Source organism: Caballeronia sp. GAWG1-1, assembly GCF_023631465.1.
In the GTDB taxonomy this organism is placed as follows: domain Bacteria; phylum Pseudomonadota; class Gammaproteobacteria; order Burkholderiales; family Burkholderiaceae; genus Caballeronia.
Map to the genome: position 1 here is coordinate 72,516 of NZ_JALQDB010000037.1, position 18,533 is coordinate 91,048.

15 protein-coding genes are annotated in these 18,533 nt (G+C 60.3%); 12 read left to right on the forward strand and 3 right to left on the reverse strand.

Going from position 1 to position 18,533, the window contains the following annotated elements; translation table 11 throughout:
- The first annotated feature begins 126 nt into the window (after positions 1–126).
- The 5 genes from NCT03_RS25450 to rpoD all read left to right on the forward strand — a co-directional run bounded on the left by NCT03_RS25450 (position 127) and on the right by rpoD (position 8,352).
- Positions 127–2,151 carry a site-specific integrase gene (locus tag NCT03_RS25450; RefSeq protein WP_250494379.1) on the forward strand — a complete coding sequence of 675 codons (2,025 nt, stop codon included), beginning with the start codon at positions 127–129 and terminating at the stop codon, positions 2,149–2,151.
- Positions 2,152–2,306: 155 nt separating this feature from the next.
- Positions 2,307–3,485 (forward strand): ParA family protein, encoded by a 1,179-nt coding sequence (locus NCT03_RS25455; RefSeq protein ID WP_309848244.1) that lies wholly within the window; start codon positions 2,307–2,309, stop codon positions 3,483–3,485.
- Positions 3,486–4,457 carry a ParB/RepB/Spo0J family partition protein gene (locus NCT03_RS25460; protein ID WP_250494380.1) on the forward strand — a complete coding sequence of 324 codons (972 nt, stop codon included), beginning with the start codon at positions 3,486–3,488 and terminating at the stop codon, positions 4,455–4,457.
- Positions 4,458–4,773: 316 nt separating this feature from the next.
- Positions 4,774–6,099 carry a replication protein O gene (locus NCT03_RS25465; protein ID WP_250494381.1) on the forward strand — a complete coding sequence of 442 codons (1,326 nt, stop codon included), beginning with the start codon at positions 4,774–4,776 and terminating at the stop codon, positions 6,097–6,099.
- A 249-nt stretch (positions 6,100–6,348) separates the two neighbouring features.
- Positions 6,349–8,352 (forward strand): RNA polymerase sigma factor RpoD, encoded by a 2,004-nt coding sequence (gene rpoD / locus NCT03_RS25470; RefSeq protein ID WP_244829875.1) that lies wholly within the window; start codon positions 6,349–6,351, stop codon positions 8,350–8,352.
- Between the two features lie 75 nt (positions 8,353–8,427).
- On the opposite strand, the gene NCT03_RS25475 is transcribed toward rpoD, so the two are convergent.
- Positions 8,428–8,781 (reverse strand): hypothetical protein, encoded by a 354-nt coding sequence (locus tag NCT03_RS25475; protein WP_250494382.1) that lies wholly within the window; start codon positions 8,779–8,781, stop codon positions 8,428–8,430.
- Positions 8,782–9,073: 292 nt separating this feature from the next.
- Positions 9,074–9,718: a glutathione S-transferase N-terminal domain-containing protein gene (locus NCT03_RS25480; protein WP_250494677.1), complete on the reverse strand. Its 645-nt coding sequence runs from the start codon at positions 9,716–9,718 to the stop codon at positions 9,074–9,076.
- Between the two features lie 460 nt (positions 9,719–10,178).
- Between NCT03_RS25480 and NCT03_RS25485 the strand changes: the two genes are divergently transcribed.
- Together NCT03_RS25485 and NCT03_RS25490 are read left to right on the forward strand one after the other, a co-directional pair.
- Positions 10,179–10,676 carry a hypothetical protein gene (locus NCT03_RS25485; RefSeq protein WP_250494383.1) on the forward strand — a complete coding sequence of 166 codons (498 nt, stop codon included), beginning with the start codon at positions 10,179–10,181 and terminating at the stop codon, positions 10,674–10,676.
- A gap of 122 nt (positions 10,677–10,798) precedes the next feature.
- The gene (locus NCT03_RS25490; protein WP_244829871.1) at positions 10,799–11,566 is read left to right on the forward strand and encodes an SDR family oxidoreductase; all 768 of its coding nucleotides are present in this window, start codon (positions 10,799–10,801) and stop codon (positions 11,564–11,566) included.
- A gap of 18 nt (positions 11,567–11,584) precedes the next feature.
- On the opposite strand, the gene NCT03_RS25495 is transcribed toward NCT03_RS25490, so the two are convergent.
- Entirely contained in the window at positions 11,585–11,815 is a 231-nt protein-coding gene (locus NCT03_RS25495) for a hypothetical protein (protein ID WP_244829870.1), read from the reverse strand.
- 198 nt (positions 11,816–12,013) lie between these two features.
- Between NCT03_RS25495 and NCT03_RS25500 the strand changes: the two genes are divergently transcribed.
- From NCT03_RS25500 to NCT03_RS25520, 5 genes are all read left to right on the forward strand, one after another.
- The gene (locus NCT03_RS25500; protein WP_250494384.1) at positions 12,014–14,017 is read left to right on the forward strand and encodes a sigma-54-dependent Fis family transcriptional regulator; all 2,004 of its coding nucleotides are present in this window, start codon (positions 12,014–12,016) and stop codon (positions 14,015–14,017) included.
- A gap of 225 nt (positions 14,018–14,242) precedes the next feature.
- Complete coding sequence (locus tag NCT03_RS25505; protein WP_250494385.1) at positions 14,243–15,307, forward strand: ATP-NAD kinase family protein; 1,065 nt, start codon at positions 14,243–14,245, stop codon at positions 15,305–15,307.
- A gap of 20 nt (positions 15,308–15,327) precedes the next feature.
- Positions 15,328–16,332: a thiamine pyrophosphate-dependent dehydrogenase E1 component subunit alpha gene (locus NCT03_RS25510; RefSeq protein WP_244829867.1), complete on the forward strand. Its 1,005-nt coding sequence runs from the start codon at positions 15,328–15,330 to the stop codon at positions 16,330–16,332.
- A gap of 35 nt (positions 16,333–16,367) precedes the next feature.
- The gene (locus tag NCT03_RS25515) at positions 16,368–17,384 is read left to right on the forward strand and encodes an alpha-ketoacid dehydrogenase subunit beta (protein WP_250494386.1); all 1,017 of its coding nucleotides are present in this window, start codon (positions 16,368–16,370) and stop codon (positions 17,382–17,384) included.
- Entirely contained in the window at positions 17,384–18,511 is a 1,128-nt protein-coding gene (locus tag NCT03_RS25520; protein WP_250494387.1) for an acetoin dehydrogenase dihydrolipoyllysine-residue acetyltransferase subunit, read from the forward strand. The genes NCT03_RS25515 and NCT03_RS25520 overlap by 1 nt, the downstream gene beginning before the upstream one ends.
- The last annotated feature ends 22 nt before the right edge of the window (positions 18,512–18,533 follow it).

Genomic DNA, 18,533 nt, shown 5'->3' on the forward strand with positions numbered 1-18,533 from the left:
GGAAATATGCGCTTTGCGAATTGAACATTCAAGCTGACGGTACACTCGACGCTGGTCTTCGAATCGCACAGTCTGATAAATCTACTTATCAGACTGTGCGATTTTCCTTGTCAAATTCGAAGCTGGTTGATAACCTTCCCGCAAATTGTTGAATACAAAGGGAAATCAAGCAGGATGGCAACAGCTAACCCGGCGAGTATAACCAATCCGGCTGCGGACACGCCCCGCTTTTCGCCCACGCGCCGCCTGACTCGCCAACACTTTGCGCTGTATCGCGGCTATTTAGATGGCGTCTCCGAGGCGAAACTTCACGCGTCTTATGGCGATGCCGGTACGGATGTCCGCACCACGCGTCGGCTTATCGTCACGTTGCGCGACACGCTTTCCGTGCTGGCCCGACGCGCGCACGACACCGACGCCGCTTACCTCTTACGGTTGCGGCCGGGCAGTATCCCGCTTTTCGAGCCGCCACAAACGCAGGACACGCCATCGCTCGATGAATACCGCGAGCGGATCGACCCCGACGGCGTCTATAGCGAAGCCGAATTACTAGCGCTCTACGAGGAAGAATATCCGCCCGGAGCCACACCGGCGCTGGATCGGCGGGCTTCCCGCAATCTCCGGCTGCGACGGCGGCAAACCGACGCGCTTTCGCGAATGGAGGCAAGTCTCGCGCAAGAGCCACGGCCGGATCACCCGCTGGACGGCTGGTTCGAACCGGCTGTGACCGCGCGGCTCGCGGCGGCTGGGCTTTCCACCGTCGAGAACGTCGTTTCGCTGATCGAAGCCCGGCGCCAGCGCTGGTACACGGTGGTTCCACGACTCGGGCCGAAAGGCGCGCAGCGAATCGTGGACTGGTTGCAGCTTCACGCGCACTCGCTTCGCCATACTTTTTCACCGTTGGCTCTTGTGCCGCGGCGCGATTGGCCGAGTGACGCATCGGCACGAGGTTCAGAATGGACCGGGTCGCGGGACGAGACGCTTCGGATTGCCCCGCTCGAAGCGCTGCGAGTTCCCGCAGCGCTCGATGGATCGAAGGGGACGAATCGGCGGCCGTCAGAATTTGGCACGGATCTGCAGGCAATCCACGCGTGGCTCGCCGCGCGAACGGCCAGCGCGCACACGCAAAGGGCTTATCGCCGGGAAGCAGAACGGTTGCTGCTCTGGGCCTTGGTGGAAAAACACAAGCCGATGTCGTCTTTGGACGAGGCCGACTGCAACGAGTACATCACGGCTTTTTTACCGAATCCGCAGCCTTCTGCGCGCTGGGTGGCAAAAGGTCGCGTCGATCGATGCCTTTCGAGCTGGCGGCCTTTTGCCGGGCCACTTTCTGATCGAAGCCGGGAATCCGCGCGCGCAATTTTAAGCGCGATGGGCGCGTGGCTAGAGGCGCAGGGGTATCTGGCGACAAACCCATTTATTGCACAGACGCGTGTGGCCGAACCGCCGGTCTTCGACGCCGTGGACCGCTCACTCGATACGGATCAGTGGCAGATTGTGCTGCAGTCGGTATCGCGCGATGTCTATGGTTTCGCCGAGCATCGTGACCGCCTGGCGCTGCTTTTGGCTTATGCCACCGGCATGCGTCGGGGAGAACTAGCCGCAGCGACCACGGACGCGCTATCGGTCGGACGGCTTTCCGGCGTTGCCGATCCGATCTGGCGAGTAAGCGTCGCGCGTCAGCGCGGCGAACCAAGAACAGTGTTTTTGCCGCCGGCCGTTGCGGAAGCGCTGATCGAAAATCTGGCGCTTCGCGGTTTGTCTGATCCCTTGGCCTGTCCAGAAGGCACGCCGATTCTCGCGCAGACTCGCGGCGGCAACGCCCTTGGGCCGGATGGCATCGGCAAACTGTTCAAGCGGGTGTTCGCAAATGCGGCCGCTCTCGCCGAGGGCTATGTTCCCGGCTCCGGGAAGCGCCTCGCACAGGCCAGCACTCATTGGATTCGACACACGCACTCCGTTCATGCGCTCACGCACGGCGCTGCGTTACCGGAGGTCAGCGCTAACTTGGGTCATTCGAAACTTTCGACGACGAAGGTTTACTTGGAAAATCAGGATTCGTCCAAACTACTAGGCGTCGAACGATTGATTCGGAGGGCAACATTCGCCGCTCAAGGGCCCTTGTCGACTGATTCGCTGCCCGTCAAGTAAACGTCGTGTTGTAAAAACGCCCGATTTCGGGATAAAACAACTTCAGAGTTTACTTGAGGTTTACCGGTTGGCCGTTTATTCTTCGGTTTGCAGCATGTTTTCCACAAACCGAAGAATCTATAGCTTACTCAGGCCCGCCAGTGACCGCGAATTCAATGCTAAGCGCTCGGCTTCCCGAAGTCGATCAATCCGTCTCAATCGAGACGCTCTTGGGAGTGGCCGCCCAAGCCACTGACATTCTTAATCAGATCCGCGACGCAATGCTGGAGCCGTATCCCCGCAAAAGCGCGCCGACTTTCACGAGTGCTCAGGTGGCCTCGCTTTGCGGAGTTGATAAGCAGCGGTTTCAGTACCTCACGACCAAGGGTGAACTTCCCGCTGGAACGTCGAAAGGCGCCGGCCGGAGTAAGGAGTTCACGCTTGAAGAAACGTTGACCTGGATTCGGGCGACCAAAGAGCGCGCGCGAAGACCCGAGGGTAAACGCGGACGTATCGTTACTGTCGCGAACTTCAAAGGTGGTGTTGCGAAAACCACCACTGCAGTATCCGCCGCCCAAGCGCTCACTCTGCTCGGCCGGCGCGTGCTGGTAATCGATTGCGACCCGCAAGGCACGACTACGCAGCTTTGCGGCTGGGCACCGGATGCGGAGATCTCCGACGATCAGACGCTCCTTCCACTTATATACGGCGATCAGCAAACGCTGCACTACGCGGTGCAGGAGACCTATTGGCACAACCTGGATCTCGTCCCAGCGTCATCGTCCTTGTTTGACGCCGAGTTCGAGATTCCTGCCAAGGTTCTCAACGACAGCACGTTCGAGTTTTGGGAGATTTTGCGCAAAGGCCTGTTGCCGCTAACGGCGGAGTATGACGCCGTTGTCATCGACACGCCGCCTGCGCTTAGTTACCTCACGATCAACGCCCTGCTCGCTTCCGACGCAATCTTGCTGCCCTGCCCGCCCGAGGCACTCGACTTTGCCAGCTCGACTCAATTCTGGCATCTGTTCGCTGACATCGCGAAGAAATTGCCTGGCGTGCTCGAACAGAAGCGCTTCGACTTCGTCAATGTGATTCTGACCAAGGCAAAGTCCGACGATGTGTCGCGCGTCGTGCGCGGCTGGCTTCAGAAGGCTTATGGCGATCGCGTCCTTCCGTTCGAGATTCCCGAGTCAACGGTACCGAAGGGCGCTTCTGCTCAGCTGTCCACGGTCTATGACTTGTCGAAGCCAGACGGAAGCACTGCCGCGTACAACCGGTTCAAAGAGCCACTCGATCGGCTCGCCGAACATCTCGACGCGCAGTTCGTCCGCGCCTGGAATCAATCGGAGGCTTAAATGGGTATCGGCGACAGACTGCTGGCAAAGACCGCAAACATTGGAACCAAGCCGGCCGAGCCAAATCAGCCGCGTGTCACGAGCACGGAGGCACGGACGTCACCCGGAAGGTTGATGGACGCGCAGCATCGCATCAACACGGCGCAGGCGCGCATCAAAGAATTGGAAACGCAACTCGAGGAGCGGGCCGCCTTGGAAGTACCGCTTGACGCGCTGATCGAGGTCAGCGGGCGGCGGCGGAAGCTGACCAGCGAACAGTTCCAGGAACTGAAGAGCAACCTTTCCCAGCACGCTCTCGCGACGCCAATTTTGGTGCGCACGCTTACCGATGGGCGTTATGAAATCGTGGCTGGTCACAACCGTGTGGCCGCATATCGCGAGCTCGGTCGCAATACCATCCGCGCGAACGTGGCGTCGATCGAAGAAGGTGAAATCGAGTTTGCGGCGTTCTTCTCGAACCTGCTTTCACCGTCTCTGACCGACTTCGAGAAGTATTGGAATTTCAAACGCCTGCAGGAGCTGAGCGGGCTTTCGCGCACCGAAATTTCGGAAAGCGCGGGACTTAGCAAAAGCCACGTTACCCGCATTTTTTCGTTCGACGCTCTGCCGGAGGCTGCGAAAGCGGCGCTTGCGGAAAAACCGGAAAGACTCGGTAGCAATGCTGCGCAAAAGCTCGCCGCTTTAACGGAAGCAGGCAAAGCGGAAAAAGTCGTTGAAGCAATTCGTCGATTGATTGATGACGAGAACTTTACGCAAGACAAAGCGGTGGCGCTGGCGGCGGAGAAGCCTAAGGCGGTCGCACCTAGTACTACTGTTGTTCGCGCGGGACGGAGAAAGGTCTGCGAGGTCTCAACGAGAAACGGCGTAGTCGGAGTTCGATTCTTCGAGAACGACGCAGGTGACGCCGAGCAATGGGGGCGACGAATTGCAGACTTCATCAACAAGACGTTGACCGATATCGAAAAAAACTAAGGCTCTAGAAGATTTTAGTTTCAAATCAACGAGTTACTTCAAGCTTAGATGGCGCCAACCGATGAGCCTACTAGAAACTCGTTAATAATCAATCACTTGAAAAATATAAACGCGAGGCAACGATGTAAGTAATTTGCGTTAGAAAGACAAAAGCCTTCGGCGCCAACCGAAGGCTTTTGAATTCGGGCTCAACTGCTGCTCGCCCGGTCCGCTTCCCGACGCCAATCGGGTCACGAAGTACACAGATCGAAGTTTAGCGGATCGCGATCGGCAGTCAAGCGTTTGTCCTCCATTTTCAAAAATGGATGTACTTGACATGCATATCGCGCAACCTTCCGTTGCAGGCGAGGACTTCTCTCGCCTCGAAAACCACGAATCATCCGAGAACTTTGCGGACCAACAAGCGCTCGATGACTACGCTTGCGATCGGTCCAATCTTCCCTGGGTCATCTTTCGAGCCGCTCACCGAGCGAATCATCTCGCCGCACTGCCTGCCCGCGCTCGAGCCCTACTGGCCGCTCTGGCTCGCACTGTCGACGCACGTCGTCCCTACGCGGCAATCTTCGCTCGCCGTGAATTGTTAACCGGCCGCGCAATGCAGTCCATGCGTACGTTCTATCGGAGCCTTGAGGATCTGGAGAAGGAAGGCTTGATTACACGCCCGCCTCAAACTCGCTACGGCGCCGCTGGGCTGTTCGGACGTGCCTACCTACATCTCACGCCAAAGGTCGTTACCCTTCTAGGTCTTGTTGAGTCAGGTAGCGATACGACAACTAATGCTCAAAATCCAAACGAACGGAAATCAAACCGCGAGCAACCTTCTTCTTTGGCCTCGCCGTCTGCCACGGTGGCAGACCGCACTATATATAAGGATCTATACCCTACTAATCAAAAGAGACAACCAGGAAAGCTTCCAGCGGACCTCGAACGCCTGCGCGGTCTGGGCTTTCGTCATTTCCTGATCTTCCGGCTTATGCGCGAAGCGTCCGAACACGCCAAGCGTCTGTCCGATGTAGTCGAAGCCTCCTGGAAACACCTCCAACGGGCGAAGCATCCGATCAGCTATCTTCGGGCACTACTTCGGGCCCCCGTCGACTTCGCATACCGCGTGCAGACCATTCACGAAGGACACGTTGAGACGCAAACGCAAATAGCTCGCGACATCGAACTGCAAAGAGCCTCTGCCGAACTTGCCGGTCAATCCTTTATGAGCCATGACGGAGCAAGAACATTCCTCGTTTCTGAGGACGCAAAATCCGTCACGACGCATCATCGCGACGAGCGACACCCCCGCACTAGGGCTGGCGCTTGGGCGACCGACTTCCTCGCGGCCATCAAAGCCGGGAAGATCGTTCCGCACACGTCTGATGCGCCGCCAGTGCAAGGATCGCGCTCCAAACCTCAAATCGATGACACGCATGACCTAAAGACGTCGACTTGCTCGCACGCGGCGCAGTCACGCTTGAAAGCGCTGAAGTTGCTCATACTTGCTAAACAGGCCGGCGGGCCAAACGGACTACCAAGAGCGTTGAACAGTGCGTCCGTCATCGAAAAGGCGAGCATCGAACAAGTGCCAGCGCGTACGCAAATTCGAGCCTTGTCGCCGACACTGGCTATGTTAGAGCCCAAGCTGGCATATTGAAAAAACAGCCCACATCGTAACGAATGCTGATATAGTCTAAGGTTGCGCCCGCTAGGGCGAATGGAAGGTGCAGTACGTCGAGCTAGACGGGACTGTGCATTTTGCTCGAAGCGATTTTCAGCCACCCGTCCATATAGAGTCAGCAGTCTCGGCAGCGAAAAGCGTGCGCCGAATGCTTACCAAAGTCAGCGAGCCTTTTTGCTCGCGCACGGACCTGTCATCGTCGAGCAAACCTGTCGAGGAGAAAGTATGGCAAGTTTTGATCGGGAAGATTCGGAGCTCGATATTGTCGCGCCGGCGCGCAGGTCCGCGGGTCGACGGGCAGGGAAGGGTAAGGGCCAGACCGGCACGATGCAGCCCGATGTCCCCACGACGGCGGAGCAGGAAGAGGAGCGTCAACGCCAAATGCGCGCGCTCATTCAGTTGGGCAAGGAGCGGGGGTATTTGACCCACGCCGAAATCAATGACCACTTGCCGGACAACTTCGCGCAAACGGCGGCGATGGAAACCATCGTCAGCACGTTCAACGACATGGGCGTCGCTGTATATGAGCAAGCGCCCGATGCTGAAACACTGCTCTTGAGCGATAACGCGCCTGCTGTCGTCGCCGATGAACAGTCGGAAGAAGAAGCCGAGAACGCGCTGCAAACCGTCGATTCCGAGTTCGGCCGCACGACGGACCCCGTTCGCATGTATATGCGTGAAATGGGCGCAACCGAGCTGTTGACGCGCGCTGGCGAAATCGCCATTGCGAAACGCATTGAAGATGGCTTGCATGAAATGATTCAGGCCATCGCTGCGTGCCCGTCCACGGTCGCCACCATTCTGGCGGACGCGGCTCAGGTCGAATCGGGCGAGATCAAGATCGACGAACTCGTCGACGGTCTGAAGGAAGACGATACGGTGGAAGAAGATATTTCGGCATCCGATACATCGGACACGTCCGAGATTGATACGGACACCGACGAATCCGGCGACGACGAAGACTCCGAAGACGACCTCGAAGGCGGCGATTCCGCTGCATCGAATGAAGCGCGTTTGAAGCAACTCAAAGCGGATTGCCTGGAAGTTTTCGCGCGCGTGAGCGAGCTTGCCGAACAAGCAAGCAGTCCGAAGAGTTCAGGCGCCGCGGCTTCGAAGGCCGTCGAACGGGCACGCGCGGAGATTCAACGCGAGCTCGGTTCCATTCGCTTCACGGCGAAGACCATCGACCGTTTGTGCGCGGACGTCCAGCAGCAGGTTGCGCAAGTTCGCGAGATCGAGCGTCGCGTGCTGCAAATCGCGGTAGATCGTTGCGGCATGCCGCGCGACAAGTTCGTCGAATCGTTCCCGGGCAACGAGACCGATCTCGAATGGACGGCGCGCACGGCGGCGGCTTCGCGTCAATACGGCGCGTCGCTCGAGCGCAGTTTGCCGGCCATTCAGGCTGAACAGCAAAAGCTCATCGACATCGAAGCGCGTGTAGCCTTGCCACTCAAGCAGCTCAAGCAGATCAATCGTCAGATGACGGCTGCCGAGTTGAAAATGCGTCAGGCCAAGCGTGAAATGATCGAGGCAAATCTGCGTCTCGTGATTTCGATTGCGAAGAAGTACGTCAACCGCGGCATGCAGTTTCTCGACTTGATTCAGGAAGGCAACATCGGCTTGATGAAGGCAGTGGACAAGTTCGAATATCGTCGTGGCTGGAAGTTTTCGACGTACGCAACCTGGTGGGTTCGTCAGGCGGTGACGCGTTCGCTTGCCGATCAGGCGCGCACGATTCGCGTGCCGGTTCACATGATCGAAACGATCAACAAGCTGAACCGCATTTCGCGTGAAATCCTGCAGCAGACGGGACAGGAAGCGCATCCGTCGGTGCTCGCGGAACGCATGGAAATGCCGGAAGAGAAGATTCGCGGCATCCTGAAGATTGCGAAGCAACCTGTGTCGCTCGAAACGCCGGTCGGTGAAGATGCCGACGCGACGCTCGGCGACATGATCGAGGACCAAGGCGCGGCATCGCCGGCGGATGCGGCCGTGCACGCGAATATGCGCGCCGCAATCGACGATGCGCTCAATGCGCTTTCGCCGCGCGAAGCGAAGGTTCTGCGCATGCGCTTTGGTATCGATACGGCGTCCGACTACACGCTCGAAGAATTGGGCAAGCAGTTCGATGTGACGCGCGAGCGTATTCGCCAGATCGAAAGCAAGGCAATGCGCAAGCTCATGCATCCGAGCCGCGCGGACAAGCTGCGTCCTTTCCTGGATCGCTGATCGTTTTAAGGGCTGTTGAGGCATCGAAACGCGCCGCCAGTTTTGGCGGCGCGTTTTTTTTCGTCCGCGATTTTCTCAACCGTGCGATGTGCCTTTCGGCGCCGACGTCGATGAACACGTCTGCAACGCGTCGATTGCCTTATGCGCAAGGTTGAGCGTTTCCTCACACGCGCGAGTGTTGGCGAATATCGAGCAGCCGCCGCCCGCATCGATTTTCGATACCGCTTTGCGCACCCGATCCAGCGCAAGTTGCGGCGACCCGGTGTCCTTGATGATGCCAGCCAGATCGAACGCGCTGCCGGCGCCGGTTTCGACGTAACCCGGACACTGCGTTTCCGCATGAGCGACCACGCAAATCAACGCAAACGCGGCAACGGCGAATCGGTGGCCGGGCCGCTTCGCAGTTTGGGAACAGGAAATAACATTCATGGGTTGCCGGCTCCCGAAACGGTTGCATTGAAAAGGCGCGGTTCGCTTTTTATCCACAGCCGCACTGGACAAGCTTGTGGATATCCTGAGCAACGCCGGGGCAAACTATTGACGCGAAAGGCTTTAAACCCGACGTCTGATTTTCGCGCGATGCCCCACATTGTGGACCTGTCCCAGCGAACGCGTCTAACGTGTCAAAAAGCTGCAACTGGCGCGCGCGTTCGCCCTTAACCGTTTCCGCACGATTTCGGCAATATCGTCAGCGACGGTTGATCAAGCAAAAATCCAACGATCACACACGCTTCGGAATCTCTAGTCCACGTTGAACCGCCGGACGCGCGAGGAACACATCGAGCACGCGCTTTACGTTCGCAAAATCGTCGAAACCGACGAGATCGCGTGCTTCATAAAATCCGACTAGATTGCGAATCCACGGAAACGTCGCGATATCGGCGATGCTGTACTCATTCCCCGAAATCCAGTCGCGGCCGGCGAGGTGTTTGTCGAGGACTGCGAGCAGGCGTTTCGCTTCGGCGACGTAGCGATCGCGCGGACGCTTGTCCTCGTAGTCCTTGCCGGCAAATTTGTTGAAGAATCCGACCTGGCCGAACATCGGGCCGACACCGCCCATCTGGAACATCAGCCATTGAATGGCTTCGTAGCGTTGCGCCGGGTCTGCCGGAACGAATTGGCCGCTTTTATCGGCGAGATAAATCAGAATCGCCCCGGATTCGAAAAGCGGCAGCGGTTGACCGTTCGGACCGTTCGGATCGATGATCGCAGGAATCTTATTGTTCGGATTCAACGACAGGAATTCGGGCGACATTTGATCGTTGGTATCGAATCGCACGAGATGCGGCTCGTAAGGCAGCCCTGTCTCTTCCAGCATGATCGACACCTTCACGCCATTGGGCGTCGGTAGCGAGTAAAGCTGAATGCGTTCGGGGTGTTGTGCTGGCCACTTCTAGGTGATCGGAAAATCGACTAAAGAAGTCATGCTGGTTCCAGAAGAAAAGAATTGCTCAATATAGCCGATGGTAATCAACAGCTCGCATCATTAGCTGGCCTGGGCGCTTGCGATTAATTCTATCCAAAGGCCCCGTTGTTTCGCCGACGCGCACTCGGGCCAACTGTCGTTTCACATGCAACTTTGTCGTCCAAACCCAACACATCGGGTATCGAAGCAATTCAATCGCGCTTACAAAACCGCACGAATCAACTACACGCGCAATTGTAAAAACCACAGCGAAGACAAGCAGTTAGCGCACACCACCGTCACGACTCACCGCCCAGGCAACCGCAAACAAAGACGAACTAAAAAATTGGCTTGCTTATTGCATTACACAAAACGTAGTCCATGTCGTGTCGATCAACTCAACCGTTGAATTGCTGCTGCCATGAAAACCGTCCCTTTCGCGACGCTTACCGTCCTTGCCGCTCTCGCCGGCGCGCTGATACCCGGCCTCTCGACTGCCCGTCCGCTCGAAAGCCAGCTCGACTGCCAATCCAGCGCGCATCGCTTCATCGCGCCACTGCGCGACGACCGCTCGATCGACGCTGCGCCGATGCGCGTCGAAGCCAACTCGGTCAACGCGTTCAAGCCGACTCAAGGCAGCGAACTCACGGCCTACGGGTTTCGCGTATATGCCGTGCTCGGCTACGAACAGGGCGATGCCATGTTCAAGCAGGGCAACGGCCGTCCGATCAACGACTCGGCTTACGGCGTAGTCGTGCTCGGCGCGAAAGATACGGTCGAGGATCGCGTGCGCGAGTCCGGTAGCAACGCAATCGTCCATGAAGTCGTGCCGATGATGATGACCGTCGTCTTCTGCGATGGCAGCAACATGCGCAACACCGCGCGCACGGTGGCGACGGAAGCATCGAGTAATCGTTGAAACGTCTTTGAAAGCGCTCGCTGAAAAGCGCCGCGCTTGTCTCCGCATTCGTCGATAATGTTCTTCCAATCGCGCGATGCACTCACAAGGGTGCGCGCGCACCACAACAGGAGAACGCCGACATGTCCGACGCAGTGAATCAGCAGAAGCGCATTGCCATCGTCACCGGAGCAGGGAGCGGTATCGGCCGTGCGGCGGCGCTTGCTCTACTCGGCGACGGCTGGTCGGTCGTGCTCGCGGGCCGACGCGCGGCGCCGCTCGAAGCGGTCATCGGCGAAGCCGACGCAAGCGAACGCGCGCTTGCCGTTCCGACGGACGTCTCCGATCCGCAATCGGTCGAAAAGCTCTTTGCGGCGGCAGTCGAGCGCTTCGGACGCGTCGATCTGCTGTTCAACAACGCGGGCGTGAGCAATCCACCAGGACCGTTCGAGGAATGGACGCCCGAGCAATGGCAAGGCGTGGTGAACGTCAATCTGAACGGCATGTTCTATTGCCTGCAACAGGCGTTCCGGACGATGCGCGCACAAACACCGCGAGGCGGCCGCATCATCAACAACGGTTCCATTTCCGCGAGCGCGCCGCGTCCGAATTCGGCCGCCTACACGGCGACCAAGCACGCGGTCGGTGGACTGACGAAATCCGCATCGCTCGATGGCCGCAAGTACGACATCGCGGTCGGTCAAGTGGACGTCGGCAACGCACTGACGGATCTGTCCGAGCGCATGTCGCGCGGCGTGCCGCAGGCGAACGGCGAGACCGCCATCGAACCGATGATGGACGTGAAGATCGTCGGCCAATCGGTGCTTTACATGGCGAATCTGCCGCTCGAAGCCAACGTACTGTTCCATACCGTGATGGCGACCAAGATGCCGTTCGTCGGTCGCGGCTGATTCAGTCGAACGCGCCTTTCATGTGGTGCGATACCAGACGCGAATGCCCGAGTACCAATGGCTGACGCTGGTATCGTCGCCCGCGCCGAACGTCGAGAGGCTCTCGACGTTCAGTACATCCACACCGTTTTCCTCGATCCACCGGTTCGCGCGCTCGACCAGCGTCGCACCGTTCTCATACACGTTGCCTTTGATCAGGTGATGCTGCACGACTTGCCGCTCGAAGTCTTCGTAGGCGATTTTTGCCATCGCTCGTCTCCTGTTTTTCCACGTTGATTGCTGCGGCGCAACCAGTGCGCCGCATGACGCGTCCTGCCGATTCGAGCATCATATGGCCTGAACGACGCCGCGCGCGGAGCGGTTTACCCGCGGTCGCACGACCGTGCGCGAGCGACAAAAGACGCCAGCCAACGAGCGTCCGGGCACGAGACACCCAGGAGAGCACGCATGGACATGCGGCAACGCGAGCACATCGAGGCAGTCGTCGCGGCGACGACGCGCGCGCAGATTCTGGCGCCTGCGCGCACGCAGGAAAGCATCATTCAGACTTCATGGCGTCGTTGCGTTCATCAATACGGGCTCGATCCGTCGCGCATGCAGGAAGCGCGCATCCTGACGCAGACGCGCTTGCGCGAGCATCAGCAACGGATCGACGATTTCGCGCGCATCGCTCGACATGGACTGGAAACACTTTACGAGCAGGTCGCGGGGATGGGTTACGTCGTGCTGCTGACGGACGCGCTCGGCGTGACGGTCGATTACATTGGCGACGCGAACACCGATACGGCCTTGCGTCGTGCCGGGCTCTATCTCGGCGCGGAATGGAGCGAGGACGGCGCGGGCACGTGTGCGGTCGGCACTGCGCTCGCGACGGGGCAGGCGCTGACCGTGCATCAGATCGATCACTTCGACGCCACGCATATCCCGCTCACTTGCACGGCCGCGCCGCTCTTCGATTCGCGCGGCGCGCTCACCGCGATCCTCGACATCTCCGCGCTGACTTCACCGCAAGCGCGCGACAGCCAGAACCTCGCGCTGCAACTCGTGCGAATCTACGTGCGGCATATCGAGAACGCGATTTTTCTGCGCACGCATCGGCAGGACTGGATTCTCAAGCTCAACACATCGCCCGAATTCGTCGATGTCGATCCTGAATATCTGATCGCGCTCGATGAGGGCGGGCGCATCGTCGGACATAACCGGCGCGCGCACGAAATGCTGGCGGCCGAGATCGGGAAGCCTATCGCGCCGGGAGAAACGGCGGCGTCGCTTCTCGGCATGCGTTTCGATGCGCTCTTCGAAGCGCGTCTGGAAGATTTGAGCCGTTTCGTCTATTCGCGGCCGAGCGAACTGCGCGCGCTGCCGCTTGCGCGCAGCGGCGCACTGCTTTATCTGAGCGTGATGCCGCCCGCGCCATGTTTCGCGCCATCGACGCAAGAAAAATCCGCAGACGCGCCCGGCATTCCCTCGCCGCTGGCCGCCCTCGGCGGCGGCGATCCCGCGCTTGCGCGGCAACTCGAACGCGCCGCCAAACTTGTCGATTCGCCGATCAATCTGCTCGTGAACGGCGAAACCGGCAGCGGCAAGGAATTCTTCGCGAAGGCGCTGCATCGCGCGAGTGCGCGGCGCGCGGGTCCGTTCGTCGCGGTGAACTGCGCGGCGATACCGGAGACGCTCATCGAAAGCGAATTGTTCGGGCATCTGCCGAACAGTTTTTCCGGCGCGGGTCCAAAAGCAAAGCGCGGCCTGATTCAGGAAGCCGATGGCGGCACGCTTTTCCTCGATGAAATCGGCGACATGCCGCGTGAGTTGCAATCTCGTCTCTTGCGCGTGCTGGCCGAAGGCGAAGTTCTGGCGATAGGCGCGTCGCGTCCGGTTTCCGTGGACGTGCGCGTGATTTCCGCGACGCATCATTCGCTCGACGCGCTGATGCAGGACGGCCGCTTTCGCGAAGACCTGTACTACCGTCTGAACGGCGCGCGCTTCGCGTTGCCGCCGCTGCGCGAACGATCCGATCTCGACTGGCTGATCCGCAAGTTCCTCGATGCCGATACCGCGCATGGTCCCGTTGCGTTGTCGCCGGCGGCGCGGGTTTGTTTGCATCGGCATGAGTGGCCGGGAAATCTGCGCGAGCTCAACAACGTGCTGCGCTACGCGCGCGCGGTGTGCGCGGATGGCGTGATCGAGGTGGCCGATCTGCCGGATGGTTTCGTCGAATCCACCGCGCGCGACGCCGCGCCGCAACCGCCGCATGCACATGTGGCCGACGAAGCGTTCGATACACATCGCCTGCCGCCCGAAGGCATGTTGCTGATGCAGTATCTGCGCGCGGCGAGCTGGAACCTGAGCGCCGTGGCTCGGCAGATCGGCGTGAGCCGCATGACGCTGTATCGGCGCATGGCGCGCTATGGCATTCGTTCGCCGAATCAACGTGACGCGGGCGAACGTTGAGCATCCGCATTTCGCGATACGCCTGTACTCCATGAGACACCTGCCGCTGTGACACCTGTCACGGCGGCACGCGTGCAACGTGCCCTTCCTCTCGTAAAACACCCGTTATTTCCGGGTAATCCCTCGCTATTCCAATTGGCATAGCGCTTGCCTTACTCGCCTCACAACCATTCCAACGCCCGACGAAGCGTCTTTCTTTCGGCCAGGGTCAACGGAGACACCAGCATGCGTGACAGCGTCGAGCCGCTCGTCGGCATCATCGCCAATCCGGTTTCGGCGCGCGACATCCGGCGCGTGATCGCCAACGCGAACAGCCTGCAACTCGCGGATCGCGTGAATATCGTGCTGCGGCTCTTGTCGTCGCTTGCGGCGTGCGGCGTCGAGCGCGTCCTGATGATGCCGGATCGCGAAGGGCTCAAGGTCATGCTCGCGCGTCATCTCGCGCGCAAGCACGGGCACGACGCGGATCTCGCGAGCGTCAAATTTCTCGATATGCCCGTGACCGCGCGGGTCGACGACACCTTTCGCGCGGCGCGCATGATGCAGGACGCGGGCGCGGCGGCGCTCATCGTGCTGGGCGGCGACGGCACGCATCGCGCGGTGGTGCGCGAGTGCGGCGCGGTGCCGCTCGCGGGTTTATCGACGGGCACGAACAACGCCTACCCGGAAATGCGCGAGCCGACCATCTCCGGGCTCGCCACGGGTCTTTACGCCACCGGCCGCATTCCGGCTGCGCAGGCGCTCATGTCGAACAAGCGCCTCGACATCGACATACGCGATCAGAACGGCGCCGTGCGCCATGACATCGCGCTCGTCGATGCCGTCATCTCGCACGAAAAATTCGTCGGCGCACGCGCGCTCTGGAAGATCGACACGCTCGCGGCCGTCTACGTGTCTTATGCCGATCCGCAGGCCATCGGCATGTCGGCCATCGCGGGCTTGCTCGAACCAATCGGCCGTCACGAGCCGGGCGGCCTCGCCGTCGAACTGGCCGCATCCGGCAAGGGCGAATTCGAACTTTGCGCGCCCATTGCGCCGGGCTTGATGGAGCGCGTGCCGATCGCAAGCTGGCAGCGCCTTGCCGACGGCGTGCCGCAACGCGTCAAGCAGCGCGCGGGCATCGTCGCGCTGGACGGCGAGCGCGAGCTTGCTTTCGGCCCCGGCGACGAAGTGACCATCACCTTGCGTGAGAACGCGTTTCGCAGCATCGATGTCGCCGCGTGCATGCGCTATGCCGCGCGCGCCGGACTCATGCGCTTATCCGGCAACACTGCCAGCACCGTCGTTTAACCCGATCGAAGGAGACAGACATGACATCGTCGCAAACCCCGCAGCATGCGGGAGGCTTGCCGTTATCGAAGGAAGAACTGCTGAGTGTCTACCGCAAGATGCGCACGATCCGCGATTTCGAAGAGCGTCTGCACGTCGATTTCGGTCGCGGCGACATCCCCGGTTTCGTCCATCTCTATGCGGGCGAAGAAGCGGCGGGCGTCGGCATCATGCATCACCTGAACGACGGCGACCGCATTGCGAGCACGCATCGCGGACATGGGCACTGCATCGCGAAAGGCGTCGATCCCGTCGCCATGATGAAAGAGATCTACGGCAGAAAGGGCGGCTCGTGCAACGGCAAGGGCGGCTCCATGCATATCGCCGACCTGTCCAAAGGGATGATGGGCGCGAACGGCATTCTCGGTGCGGGCGCGCCATTGATCTGCGGCGCGGCGCTCGCGGCGAAGTTTCGCGGCAAGGGCGAAGTGGGCATCACCTTCGCGGGCGATGGCGCGTCGAACCAGGGCACCTTTCTCGAAAGCCTGAATCTCGCGGCGGTGTGGAATCTGCCGGTGATCTTCGTGATCGAGAACAACGGCTACGCGGAATCGACCGCGCGCGATTACGGCACGGCGGTGGATAGCTACGTGGATCGCGCGGCGGGTTTCGGCATTCCCGGCGTGACGGTGGATGGCACCGACTTTTTCGCGGTGCACGAAGCAGCGGGCGAAGTGATCCGCCGAGCGCGTGAAGGCGGCGGCCCGGCGCTGCTCGAATGCAAGATGATCCGCTTCTACGGCCACTTCGAAGGCGATGCGCAGACGTACCGCGCGCCCGGCGAACTCGACGATATCCGCTCGAACAAGGATTGCCTGAAGAAGTTCGCGCATGCCGTGACGCAAGCCGACGTGATCTCTCCCGGCGAACTTGATGCCATCGACCGCGAAGTCGCCGCGCTGATCGACCGCGCCGTGCAGGAAGCGAAGGACGCGCCACTGCCGGCCGCGGCCGACCTGCTCACCGACGTGTACGTGAAGTATTGATCGCCCATTCAAAACACTTAGCGAGACAAATCATCATGGCCCGAAAACTGAGCATGAAGATGGCGATCAACGAAGCCATCGACCAGGAAATGACCCGCGATCCGAGCGTGATTCTGCTTGGCGAGGATATCGTCGGCGGCGCGGGCGCGGACGGCGAGAAAGACGCGTGGGGCGGCGTGCTGGGCGTCACGAAAGGACTGTACGCCAAGCACGGCGACCGGCTGCTCGACACGCCGCTCTCCGAATCGGCGTACGTAGGCGCGGCAATCGGCGCGGCGGCGTGCGGCATGCGGCCGATCGCGGAATTGATGTTCATCGACTTCATGGGCGTGTGTTTCGACCAGATCTTCAATCAGGCCGCCAAGTTCCGCTACATGTTCGGCGGCAAGGCCGAAACGCCCGTCGTGATTCGCGCGATGGTCGGCGCGGGCTTTCGCGCGGCCGCGCAGCATAGCCAGATGCTGACGCCGCTTTTCACGCATATTCCCGGTCTCAAGGTCGTCTGTCCGTCCACGCCTTACGACACCAAGGGCCTCTTGATTCAGGCGATTCGCGACAACGACCCGGTCATCTTCTGCGAACACAAGAACCTCTACGGTTTCGAAGGCGAAGTGCCCGAGAACTCGTATGCCATTCCGTTCGGCGAGGCCAACATCGTGCGCGACGGCAAGGATGTGTCCATCGTCACTTACGGGTTGATGGTGCACCGCGCGCTGGAGGCGGCCGCGACGCTCGCGAAGGAAGGCATCGAAGCCGAGATCGTCGATCTGCGCTCGCTGTCGCCGCTCGATATGGACACCGTGCTCGAAACGGTCGAGAACACGGGAAGACTCGTCGTCGTCGATGAAGCGAGTCCGCGCTGCAACATCGCCACGGATATCTCGGCGCAAGTCGCGCAGCGAGCGTTCGGCGTGCTGAAAGCGGCCATCGAAATGGTTGCGCCGCCGCACACTCCCGTGCCGTTCTCGCCGACGCTCGAAGATTTGTACATTCCGAGCGCTGCGCAAATCGCCGATGCCGCGCGTAAAACGATGAGAGGAGGAAAGCACTGATGCCCGCAATCACACCGATCGTCATGCCCAAATGGGGCTTGTCGATGAAGGAAGGCACGGTAAACGAGTGGCTAGTGGAAGAGGGCGCGCAGATCGCCGTCGGCATGCCGATTCTCGATGTCGAAACCGACAAGATCGCCAACGCGGTGGAAGCGCCCGACGCGGGTACGTTGCGCCGCAGGGTTGCGTCGGCGGGCGACACGCTGCCGGTGAAAGCGCTCCTCGGCGTGCTCGCGCCGGCCGAGGTCAGCGACGCCGATATCGACGCCTACGTGTCGTCCTACGAAACGCCGCCGGACGAGGAAGGCGAGGGCGACGAAGCGGCGTCGGCGTATCACTTCGTCGATGTCGACGGCATTCGCGTGCGCTATGCCGCGCGCGGCGGCGACGATGCGGGCAAGTCCGCGGTGCTGTTCATCCACGGCTTCGGCGGCGATCTCGACAACTGGCTCTTCAATCTCGACGCGCTCGCCGAACACAATCGCGTGTTCGCGCTCGATTTGCCGGGCCACGGGCAATCGACGCCCAAGGTGCCGGGCACGACGCTCGCCGATCTCGCGCGCTTCGTCGCGCACTTCATGGACGCGGTGGATATCGAAAAGGCGCATCTCGTCGGGCACTCCATGGGCGGCGGCATCGCCGCGCAACTCGCCGTCGATGCGCCCGCGCGCGTGCAATCGGTCGCGCTCGTGTCGCCCTCCGGTTTCGGCGATGAAGTGAACAACGCGTACACCGAGGGTTTCGTGAGCGCGCAATCGCGTCGCGAGCTGAAGCCAGTGGTCGAGCTGCTGTTCGCCAATCCGGAGCTCGTCAGCCGCCAAATGCTCGACGACTTGCTCAAATACAAGCGTCTGGATGGCGTGAGCGAAGCACTGACTGCGCTCGGTGGCGCGCTCTTCGGCGGTGGCAGCCAGAGCGGTCAGCCCGGAAGAAAGCTTGCGGAAAGCGGCAAGCCGGTGCTCGTGATCTGGGGCGCGAAGGACCAGATCATCCCGGCGGCGCATGCCGAAAACGCGCCGAAGCATGCGACCGTGCGCGTATTCGACGATGCCGGGCACATGAGCCAGATGGAGAAAGCCAACGAGGTCAACGCGTTGTTAAAGGAGCATGTGGGCAAGACCGTCTGATCGCGCGCAGGGTCGAGGCAAC